Annotated in this window: 8 protein-coding genes; 6 read left to right on the top strand and 2 right to left on the bottom strand. The window is 59.9% G+C overall.

Going from position 1 to position 10,107, the window contains the following annotated elements; all coding sequences use genetic code 11:
* The first annotated feature begins 128 nt into the window (after positions 1–128).
* The 3 genes from sucC (at position 129) to brnQ (ending at position 3,810) form a co-directional block, all read left to right on the top strand.
* Positions 129–1,295 (top strand): ADP-forming succinate--CoA ligase subunit beta, encoded by a 1,167-nt coding sequence (gene sucC, locus QWI18_RS25225; RefSeq protein WP_004882574.1) that lies wholly within the window; start codon positions 129–131, stop codon positions 1,293–1,295.
* The gene (gene sucD / locus QWI18_RS25230; protein ID WP_037009399.1) at positions 1,295–2,182 is read left to right on the top strand and encodes a succinate--CoA ligase subunit alpha; all 888 of its coding nucleotides are present in this window, start codon (positions 1,295–1,297) and stop codon (positions 2,180–2,182) included. Before sucC ends, sucD begins: the two co-directional genes overlap by 1 nt.
* Positions 2,183–2,496: 314 nt before the next feature.
* Positions 2,497–3,810, top strand: coding sequence for a branched-chain amino acid transport system II carrier protein (brnQ, locus tag QWI18_RS25235; RefSeq protein ID WP_369320142.1), 1,314 nt, complete (start codon positions 2,497–2,499; stop codon positions 3,808–3,810).
* A gap of 120 nt (positions 3,811–3,930) precedes the next feature.
* On the opposite strand, the gene QWI18_RS25240 is transcribed toward brnQ, so the two are convergent.
* Positions 3,931–4,182: a hypothetical protein gene (locus QWI18_RS25240; protein ID WP_065986299.1), complete on the bottom strand. Its 252-nt coding sequence runs from the start codon at positions 4,180–4,182 to the stop codon at positions 3,931–3,933.
* A 327-nt stretch (positions 4,183–4,509) separates the two neighbouring features.
* Here QWI18_RS25240 and htpG point away from each other — a divergent pair, with 327 nt between their 5' ends.
* Complete coding sequence (htpG, locus tag QWI18_RS25245) at positions 4,510–6,414, top strand: molecular chaperone HtpG (RefSeq protein ID WP_192136121.1); 1,905 nt, start codon at positions 4,510–4,512, stop codon at positions 6,412–6,414.
* A 78-nt stretch (positions 6,415–6,492) separates the two neighbouring features.
* The gene (locus QWI18_RS25250) at positions 6,493–7,218 is read left to right on the top strand and encodes a dienelactone hydrolase family protein (protein ID WP_192136119.1); all 726 of its coding nucleotides are present in this window, start codon (positions 6,493–6,495) and stop codon (positions 7,216–7,218) included.
* 70 nt (positions 7,219–7,288) lie between these two features.
* On the opposite strand, the gene QWI18_RS25255 is transcribed toward QWI18_RS25250, so the two are convergent.
* Positions 7,289–8,161, bottom strand: coding sequence for a pirin family protein (locus tag QWI18_RS25255; RefSeq protein ID WP_192136117.1), 873 nt, complete (start codon positions 8,159–8,161; stop codon positions 7,289–7,291).
* A 190-nt stretch (positions 8,162–8,351) separates the two neighbouring features.
* On the opposite strand from QWI18_RS25255, the gene QWI18_RS25260 reads away from it, so the two are divergent.
* Positions 8,352–9,977, top strand: a complete 1,626-nt coding sequence (locus QWI18_RS25260) for a methyl-accepting chemotaxis protein (RefSeq protein WP_369320143.1) — start codon at positions 8,352–8,354, stop codon at positions 9,975–9,977.
* The last annotated feature ends 130 nt before the right edge of the window (positions 9,978–10,107 follow it).

Here is a 10,107-nt window from a genome sequence, read left to right on the forward strand (position 1 = left end):
GAACTCCCGGCAGCACAGGCAGGCTTCACGCCTGATCTGCGTTCTCCGGGAGAAGCGGTCACAGGTGGTGCGGCACGCTTTGACGAGCAGCACCGAATGCGCAGTACCTAACGAAGACGGTAATAAGCATGAATCTTCACGAGTATCAGGGTAAGCAGCTGTTTGCTGAATACGGCCTGCCAGTATCCAAGGGCTATGCAGTAGACACCCCGGAAGCAGCAGCAGAAGCGTGCGACAAGATCGGCGGAACCGAGTGGGTCGTCAAAGCCCAGGTTCACGCAGGCGGTCGCGGTAAAGCGGGCGGCGTCAAGCTGGTTCGCAGCAAGGAAGACGCCGCTGCGTTCGCTCAACAGTGGTTGGGCAAGCGTCTGGTCACTTACCAGACTGATGCCAACGGTCAGCCGGTCACCAAGATCCTGGTTGAATCGTGCACTGACATCGCCAAAGAGCTGTACCTGGGCGCTGTAGTCGATCGTTCGAGCCGCCGTATCGTGTTCATGGCGTCCACCGAAGGTGGCGTGGACATCGAGAAAATCGCTCACGACACGCCTGAGAAGATTCTCAAAGCGACCATCGATCCACTGGTTGGCGCTCAGCCATTCCAGGGTCGCGATCTGGCCTTCCAGCTGGGTCTGGAAGGCAAGCAGGTCACTCAGTTCGCCAAGATCTTCACCGGTCTGGCCAAGCTGTTCCAGGACCACGACCTGGCCCTGCTGGAAGTGAACCCGCTGGTGATCAAGGCTGACGGCGATCTGCATTGCCTCGACGCCAAGATCAACATCGACGCCAACGCCATGTACCGTCAGCCAAAGCTGAAGGCTTTCCACGACCCGTCGCAAGACGACCCACGTGAAGCCCACGCTGCCAAGTTCGAACTGAACTACGTGGCACTGGAAGGCAACATCGGCTGCATGGTCAACGGTGCCGGTCTGGCCATGGGTACCATGGACATCGTCAACCTGCATGGCGGCAAGCCAGCCAACTTCCTCGACGTAGGCGGCGGCGCAACCAAAGAGCGCGTTACCGAAGCGTTCAAGATCATCCTGTCCGACACCAACGTCGCTGCAGTACTGGTCAACATCTTCGGCGGCATCGTCCGTTGCGACATGATTGCCGAAGGCATCATTGGCGCGGTGAAAGAAGTCGGCGTGAAAATCCCGGTTGTTGTTCGCCTTGAAGGCAACAACGCTGAGCTGGGCGCTAAAGTACTGGCAGAAAGCGGCTTGAACATCATCGCAGCTACCAGCCTGACCGACGCTGCTCAACAAGTCGTCAAAGCTGCGGAGGGCAAATAATGAGCGTCCTGATCAATAAAGACACCAAGGTTATCTGCCAGGGCTTCACCGGCTCCCAGGGTACCTTCCACTCCGAGCAAGCCATTGCCTACGGCACCAAAATGGTTGGCGGCGTGACCCCAGGCAAGGGCGGCACCACGCACCTGAACCTGCCAGTGTTCAACACCGTGTCCGAAGCAGTAGAAAAAACCGGCGCAACCGCTTCGGTCATCTACGTTCCGGCTCCGTTCTGCAAGGATTCCATCCTTGAAGCAGCGTTCGGCGGCATCAAGCTGATTGTCTGCATCACCGAAGGCATCCCGACCATTGACATGCTCGAAGCCAAGGTCAAGTGCGACGAACTGGGTGTGGTCCTGATCGGCCCTAACTGCCCAGGCGTCATCACCCCGGGCGAGTGCAAGATCGGCATCATGCCAGGTCACATTCACTTGCCAGGCAAAGTCGGTATCGTGTCGCGTTCCGGCACCCTGACTTACGAAGCTGTGAAGCAGACCACTGACGCCGGTTTCGGTCAGTCGACGTGCGTCGGCATCGGTGGTGATCCGATCCCGGGTTCGAACTTCATCGACATCCTGAAGCTGTTCCAGGAAGACCCGAAGACCGAAGCGATCGTCATGATCGGCGAGATCGGCGGTTCGGCTGAAGAAGAAGCGGCTGCCTACATCAAGGCACACGTGACCAAGCCAGTCGTTTCCTACATCGCGGGTGTGACTGCTCCTCCGGGCAAGCGCATGGGCCATGCGGGCGCGATCATCTCCGGCGGCAAAGGCACTGCAGACGAGAAATTCGCTGCGCTGCAAGACGCAGGCGTGAAAACCGTGCGTTCGCTGGCAGACATCGGCAAAGCCCTGGCTGAGCTGACCGGTTGGGAAGTGAAGAAGGCTTAATCGCCCTCGTCTCACTGCCTGATCAACAAAAGCCACCTTCGGGTGGCTTTTGCGTTTCTGGCGTTTCGATTTGCGCCGGCGGGAAGGCCCTGATCCTGTAAGACATTTCTGATATGCGACACGAACGTGCGTTCAGCGGTCGCACCGCCCTGTATCGGTGCGCCAAATAGGGTAGGCTAGCCGCCGTTTTGTGCAGTCGGCTCCCACAAGGAGCGGCGGCGCGCTCAGGGTCTGTCTTAAAAGGGCGGGCAGCATTTCCCCCACCCTCAGGGAAATCCTCTTCTTAATTCCGATTCAGCAGTGTGGTTTCCTCAATGAAAGTGTTGAAAGGCCAGGACATTCTGGCACTGGGTTTCATGACGTTTGCGCTGTTCGTGGGCGCTGGCAATATCATCTTCCCCCCGATCGTAGGCCTCCAGGCCGGCCCCAATGTATGGATGGCCGCGTTGGGCTTTCTGGTCACGGCGGTCGGCCTTCCGGTGGTCACCGTGATCGCGCTCGCCAAGGTCGGCGGCGCCATGGACGCCTTGAGCAGTCCAATCGGCAAGGTCGCCGGAACCATCCTCGCCGCCGTCTGCTACCTGTCCGTGGGTCCATTGTTCGCCACGCCGCGCACGGCGACGGTGTCGTTTGAGGTCGGCCTGGCGCCCTTAACCGGTGAAAGTCCGCTCGCGCTGTTTCTCTACAGCCTGGTTTATTTCGTGCTGGTGTTCTGGATCTCGCTTTATCCGGGTCGTCTGCTCGACACCGTCGGCCGTTTCCTGGCGCCACTGAAAATCATTGCTTTGGCCATCCTCGGCATCGCCGCGTTTGTCCTGCCGGCGGGTGACGTCGGTATTGCCGAACCTGCCTACGTCGCCGCGCCGTTCTCCCAAGGCTTCATCAACGGCTACCTGACCATGGACACCTTGGGCGCGCTGGTTTTCGGCATCGTCATCGTCAACGCGATTCGCTCCCGCGGTGTCGAGTCGCCTCGGTTGATCACCCGCTACGCCATCATCGCCGGCCTGATCGCCGGTGTGGGACTGGCACTGGTGTACATCAGCCTGTTCCGTCTGGGTTCCGACAGCCACGCCATCGCTGCCGGGGCAACCAATGGCGCCGCTGTGTTGCATGCCTACGTCCAACACACCTTCGGCACGTTGGGCAGCAGCTTCCTTGCCGTGCTGATCTCGCTGGCGTGTCTGGTGACCGCCGTCGGCCTGACCTGCGCCTGCGCCGAATACTTCAGCCGCGTGCTGCCCCTGTCTTACAAGACGCTAGTGATTCTGCTGGCAGTGTTTTCCCTGCTGGTGTCCAACCTGGGCCTGACCAAGCTGATCCAGTTCTCGATTCCGGTGCTGACCGCGATCTACCCGCCGTGCATTGCACTGGTGGCGTTGAGCTTCTGCAAGGATTTCTGGCACGAGCAGGGGCGGATCGTGGCGCCGGTCATGCTGGTGGCGTTCCTGATCGGTGCGGTGGATGCGGTGAAGGGCTCTGCGCTGGGTGTGTACCTGCCGGATGCGCTGGCTCATCTGCCCTTGAGCGAGCAAGGCCTGGCATGGCTGATCCCGTCGCTGATCACGCTGTTCGTCGGGTTCGTCGTGGACCGCATGCTCGGCAAGCGCAGCGAGGCACTGGCCTGAGGGGGGGAGGTTGGCGCGCCGTGAAAGCGATGCGCCGATCACTCTGAAGCAGAGCTGATCATTTGATAGACAAAACAAAGCCCGCTTAATGCGGGCTTTGTTTTTTGAAACTCTGGAAACTTACTGCTTAGTTGCAGGTGCTGCCTGGTTCGCTTCTTTAGCGCGCTCTTGAGCGGCTTCAGCGTTCTTTTGAGCGGCTTCCTGACTTTCTTTGGCAGCGTCGTTCACTTTGTCTTGCGCTTTTTGCATCGATTCTTGCGACTGCTCGGCAGCCTTGTTTGCATCTTGCTGTTTATCTTCGGATTTTTTGTCACAGGCGGCGAGGCCCAGAGTGGCAGAAAGCATCAGGGCAATAGCTAAAGATTTACGCATGGGGTGTTTCTCCTTATTGGTCATCAACGTGCCTTCGAGCACTCGGTTATTAGGTTAGTTCCATGTTCCGTCGGGATAAATACATAAGCGTCCCGGCGACGTAATCACTGAGCCGAAGAGAGACTGTGATCGTTTTTGCGCCGTCCTCAGCCATGAGATCGGCGGCCCGAAGATTTTCAGAGGGTGAAGATTCTGCACTGACCGCACGCCTGTCCCTTGAAATCGTCTCCCCAGCCCCCACCTTGATGACAACGCGCTGCTCCGAGCCGCCTTGGGCGTTTCGAGCAGCTCCCCCTATTTGTGTGGACTGATTGGAGTTTGATGACCATGAGTGTGGAAACTCAAAAGGAAACCCTGGGCTTCCAGACCGAGGTGAAGCAGCTGCTGCACCTCATGATCCATTCGCTGTACTCGAACAAGGAAATTTTCCTTCGCGAGCTGATTTCCAACGCGTCTGACGCGGTGGACAAGCTGCGCTTCGAGGCGCTGTCCAAGCCTGAGCTGCTGGAAGGCGGCGCCGAGCTGAAGATCCGAGTCAGCTACGACAAGGATGCCAAGACCGTTACCCTGGAAGACAACGGCATCGGCATGAGCCGCGAAGATGTCATCACGCATCTGGGCACCATCGCGAAGTCCGGCACCGCCGACTTCATGAAGAACCTGTCCGGTGATCAGAAGAAAGATTCCCACCTGATCGGCCAGTTCGGTGTCGGCTTCTACTCCGCGTTCATCGTTGCCGATCAAGTCGAAGTGTTCACCCGTCGCGCCGGCCTGTCCGCCAGCGAAGGTGTGCACTGGTCGTCGAAAGGCGAGGGCGAGTTCGAAGTCGCCACGATCGAGAAAGCCGATCGCGGTACGCGCATCGTGCTGCACCTCAAGAGCGCCGAAGACGAGTTCGCTGACGGCTTCCGTCTGCGTAACATCATCAAAAAGTACTCCGACCACATCGCCCTGCCGATCCAGCTGCCGAAAGAACAGGCGCCGGTCGAAGGCGAAGCCGAGCCTGTTGAAGAGTGGGAAACCGTCAACCGTGCCAGCGCCCTGTGGACCCGTCCGCGTACTGAGGTCAAGGACGAGGAATACCAGGAGTTCTACAAGCACATCGCCCACGATTTCGAGAACCCGCTGAGCTGGAGCCACAACAAGGTTGAAGGCAAGCTGGAATACAGCTCGCTGTTGTACGTGCCGGCCCGCGCGCCGTTCGATCTGTACCAGCGCGAAGCACCGCGCGGCCTGAAGCTGTACGTGCAGCGCGTATTTGTCATGGACCAGGCGGAATCGTTCCTGCCGCTGTACCTGCGCTTCATCAAGGGCGTGGTCGATTCCAACGACCTGTCCCTGAACGTGTCCCGTGAAATCCTGCAGAAAGATCCGATCATCGATTCGATGAAGTCCGCCCTGACCAAGCGCGTGCTGGACATGCTGGAGAAGCTGGCGAAAAACCAGCCGGAAGAATACAAAGGCTTCTGGAAAAACTTCGGTCAGGTGCTGAAAGAAGGGCCGGCCGAAGACTTCGCCAACAAAGAAAAAATAGCCGGCCTGTTGCGCTTCGCGTCGACCTCCGACGACGGCGGCGAGCAAAGCGTGTCGTTGGCCGACTACCTGTCGCGCGCCAAGGAAGGTCAGGACAAGATCTACTTCCTCACCGGCGAAAGCTACGCGCAGGTCAAGAACAGCCCGCACCTCGAAGTCTTCCGCAAGAAAGGCATCGAAGTGCTGCTGCTGACCGACCGCATCGACGAGTGGCTGATGAGCTACCTGAGCGACTTCGACGGCAAGGGCTTTGTCGACGTGGCACGCGGTGACCTGGATCTGGGCAAGCTTGATTCCGAAGAGGACAAGAAGGCCCAGGAAGAAGTCGCCAAGGACAAGGAAGGCCTGATCGAACGCCTGAAAACGGCGCTGGGTGAAGCTGTTAGCGAAGTGCGGGTTTCCCACCGTCTGACCGATTCGCCGGCAATTCTGGCGATTGGCGAGCAGGACCTGGGTCTGCAGATGCGTCAGATTCTGGAAGCCAGCGGTCAGAAGGTGCCGGACTCCAAGCCAATCTTCGAATTCAACCCGTCGCACCCGCTGATCGGCAAGCTGGACAACGAGCAGAATGAAGACCGCTTCGGTGATCTGTCGCACATCCTGTTCGACCAGGCTGCACTGGCGGCCGGCGACAGCTTGAAAGATCCGGCGGCCTACGTGCGCCGTCTGAACAAGTTGTTGGTTGAGCTCTCGGTTTAACATCAGCGTCACGGCAGAACCCGCTTCGGCGGGTTTTGTCATTTAATCTCCCTCCATCCTTATCAGCAGGAGTTCGCTATGAGCAATGTGACCGTGCAGTCCATCGTGTATGAGATCGATGGCGTGAGCTACGAGAGTCGTCTGGTCTTCGCCGAAGGCGGTCAGGCCTTACCGGGTCTGGTGATGGCGCCTAACTGGATGGGTGTCAGCACAGATGCCGAGCAGATTGCCAAAGACGTGGCGGCGAAGGGCTATGTAGTGTTGCTGGCGGACCTGTATGGCCAGCAGGTGCGCCCGTCCAATGGCGATGAAGCGGCGGCTGCCATGATGCCGTTGAAAAATGATCGCGTGCGGTTGAACACGCGCATGAAGGCTGCACTGGATCAACTGACCGCGCAGACCATTGCCACCGTCGACACGTCCCGGCTGGCGGCGTTTGGCTTCTGCTTCGGCGGTTGCTGCGCGCTGGAACTGGCGCGCACCGGTGCACCGTTGAAGGCAGCGGTGTCCTTCCATGGCACCCTCGACACGCCGAACCCGGCTGACGCCAACAACATCAAGGGCAAGGTGCTGGTGATGCACGGCGCGTCCGACCCTCTGGTGCCGAAGGAGCAACTGCCGGCGTTTGAAGCTGAAATGAACGCTGCCAATGTCGACTGGCAACTGCTTAGCTACGGCGGCGCGTTCCATTCCTTCACCGACCCGCACGCCAACAACCCGGGCGTGCAGATGTACAACCCGACCGTTTCGAAGCGTGCGTTTACCTCGATGCACAACCTGCTGGATGAAGTGTTCGCGGGCTAATGTGATGTTTTAACTGTTGTGAGAGTGCCCCTCCGGTCACTCCCACAGAGTCCGGGCAGGCCGCGGCCAATCAGCGTTTCGGCCTGCTGCCCACCGGCAATTCAATCCGCTCTACTTCCCCCGGCACGGTCGGCCAGTCCCCAGCCGCCCATTTCGCCCTGGCCTGTTCAATCAGTGCCGGATCGCTGGCGACGAAATTCCAGTTCATCCTTCTCGGCCCATCCAGGGGCGCACCGCCAATCAGTACCGCGTGGCATTCGCTTTCCGCACACAGCGTCGGCTCGCTCCCTGCATCCAGCACCACCAGGCTGCGCGGCTGCACCGGCTCGGCGTCCAGCAGCAGCTCACCTTCGATCACGTACAGGGCGCGCTCCTCGTGCTCGGCCGGGATTCGCAGCGTTGTCGCGGTCTGCATGTTCAGTTCGGCGTAAAGGGTGGGCGACAGCACCGGCACAGGCGACTTCAGGCAAAAGCCTTCGCCAGCAATCAGGCGGATACGAATGCCCATGCCGTCGCTGACCGGCAGTGTGTGGGCGGGGTGATGGCTGTAATGTCCGGCCCCTTGCTCATGGGACTTGGGCGACGCCAGCCAGACTTGCAGGCCATGCAGTCGCGAGCCGCTGGCGTGCAGCGCTTCGGGCGTGCGCTCGATGTGGGCGATGGCGCTGCCGGCGGTCATCCAGCTGACCTCGCCGGGTCTGACGTGCTGATCACTGCCGAGGCTGTCCTTGTGTCGGATCTCGCCTTCGAACAGGTAGGTCAGTGTCGAGAGGCCGATGTGCGGGTGCTGACGGATGTCCATGCCGGTGCCGGGCGCGTAGGCCGTCTCCAGCATGTGGTCAAAAAACACGAAAGGCCCCACGCTCCGGCATCGCGCAGCGGGGAGGGGACGCAGGATCGGTTGGCCTTCTACGTCTTCAGCGCGGGGAATGATGGTCAGCATGATGGCGTTCTCTCGGGACATGGCACACAGGATATAGATCACCCGCGCAGTTGGCTTTAACCGTGGTGTAGCACGCTCCGTAATGAATTATTACGAAGTGCTTAGGGGGTTGTCCTACAGAGCGTCATCTGTGAGCCGACATCACGGGCAACTGCTCTCTTCAGAGCAACGTCTTGGGAAGGGACCAAGTATGACCGTGAGAAACATGAATATCGCACCCAGGGCCGCCCTCGGTTTTGGCGTGCTCGCTTTGTTGGTATTCGGTCTTGGGGCCTTCGCATTGCTACAGATGTCGAGCATGCGCAAGCAGTCGGACGAAGTCGAAAACAAGTGGCTGCCCAGCGTCATGGAGCTTGGCACCATGGGCCAGGACCTGATGCGGATTCGCACCCTGACGCTGCGCCTGATGCTCAACCGCAGCCCGGATGCGCTGCGTGACAACACCGGCAAGCTCGATCAGCTCAAGGCGGGACTGCAGACCACCCAGCAACACTACGCCGCCTTGATCGGAACTCCCCGCGAGCGTGAGTTGTACGAAACGTTCGCAGCCGCTCAACAGGCTTATTTCCAGCGCCAGAACCAGGTCATGGCGCTGTCCGCTGCCAGTCAGGTGGAAGACGCGATGCAACTGGTCAACGGCGAAATGAACCAGTTCGCCGACAAGATGACCCTTGCGCTGACCGATCTGACGGCGCTGAACAAGGAAGGTGCAGGGCAGGCGAGCCATCTGGCTCGGGCGGTATTCTCCAGTGCGTTTGCGTGGGTCATTGGCATGATGCTGCTGACGGCGTTCATCACTCTACTGCTGGCGTGGGGATTGACCCGCAGCATCGTCAGGCCGATCGCCCAGGCGTTGGGCATTGCTCAGGTGGTTGCAGCGGGTGATCTCACTGCGCAGATCGTCGTGGAGGGCCGTGATGAACCCGCCCGGTTGTTGGAGGCGCTCAAGACCATGCAACAGAATTTGCGCAGCACGATCATGCGCATTGCCGATTCCTCGAACCAACTGGCGTCGGCCTCGGAAGAGCTGAGCACCGTCACCGAAGACGCCACCCGGGGCCTGCATCAGCAGAGCCTGGAAATCGATCAGGCGGCGACGGCGGTCAACGAGATGACTGCGGCGGTCGAGGAAGTGGCGCGCAATGCGGTGGCCACGTCCGAAGCGTCCGGAGAGTCTGACCGGATTGCCCAGCACGGTCGTCAGCAGGTCCAGCAGACCGTAGCGTCCATTGCCCATCTGGCCGAAGACGTGACCGACGCGGGAGAGCAGATGCAGACCCTGGCGCAGAAGGTGTATGGCATCAGCAAGGTGCTGGACGTGATTCGCTCGGTTGCCGAGCAGACCAATCTCCTGGCGTTGAACGCCGCGATTGAAGCAGCGCGGGCAGGGGAGGCGGGACGCGGCTTTGCCGTGGTGGCGGATGAGGTGCGCGCACTGGCGCACCGGACGCAGTCATCGACGCAGGAGATCGAACAGTTGGTGGGCGACATCCGCCAGGGCACCGATCAGGCCGTGGCCGCCATGCAAGGCAGCAACAGCCGCGCGCAGACTACGCTGGAGCTTGCGCAGTCCGCCGGGGTGGCGCTGGATGACATCGCGGCGGCGATCACCCTGATTACCGAGCGGAACGAAGTCATCGCCAGCGCGTCGGAGCAGCAGGCACAGGTTGCACGCGAGGTTGACCGCAATCTCACCAACATTCGCGACATCTCGCTGCAAAGCTCGGCAGGCGCCAACCAGACCAGCGCGGCCAGCCACGAGCTGTCGCGACTGGCGACCGATCTTAACGGCATGGTTGCATCGTTCTCGGTGTGACACCGAACCCCGGTTCCACGGAATGCACGCGGTGCTCTCGTACAGACTGTGTGAAAACCTAGCCAACCTGCCTCAGATCTAAGAAAATGCCCCGCATCGAAAGATGCGGGGCATTTTCTTATGGCGTACA

Origin of the sequence: Pseudomonas sp. W2Oct36, assembly GCF_041060465.1 — a bacterium.
Lineage (GTDB): Bacteria > Pseudomonadota > Gammaproteobacteria > Pseudomonadales > Pseudomonadaceae > Aquipseudomonas > Aquipseudomonas graminis_B.

Coding starts and splice junctions, on each gene's coding strand:
- sucC (WP_004882574.1), top strand. CDS start 129: ATGAATCTTCACGAGTATCAGGGTAAGCAGCTGTTTGCTGAATACGGC.
- sucD (WP_037009399.1), top strand. CDS start 1,295: ATGAGCGTCCTGATCAATAAAGACACCAAGGTTATCTGCCAGGGCTTC.
- brnQ (WP_369320142.1), top strand. CDS start 2,497: ATGAAAGTGTTGAAAGGCCAGGACATTCTGGCACTGGGTTTCATGACG.
- QWI18_RS25240 (WP_065986299.1), bottom strand. CDS start 4,182: ATGCGTAAATCTTTAGCTATTGCCCTGATGCTTTCTGCCACTCTGGGC.
- htpG (WP_192136121.1), top strand. CDS start 4,510: ATGAGTGTGGAAACTCAAAAGGAAACCCTGGGCTTCCAGACCGAGGTG.
- QWI18_RS25250 (WP_192136119.1), top strand. CDS start 6,493: ATGAGCAATGTGACCGTGCAGTCCATCGTGTATGAGATCGATGGCGTG.
- QWI18_RS25255 (WP_192136117.1), bottom strand. CDS start 8,161: ATGCTGACCATCATTCCCCGCGCTGAAGACGTAGAAGGCCAACCGATC.
- QWI18_RS25260 (WP_369320143.1), top strand. CDS start 8,352: ATGACCGTGAGAAACATGAATATCGCACCCAGGGCCGCCCTCGGTTTT.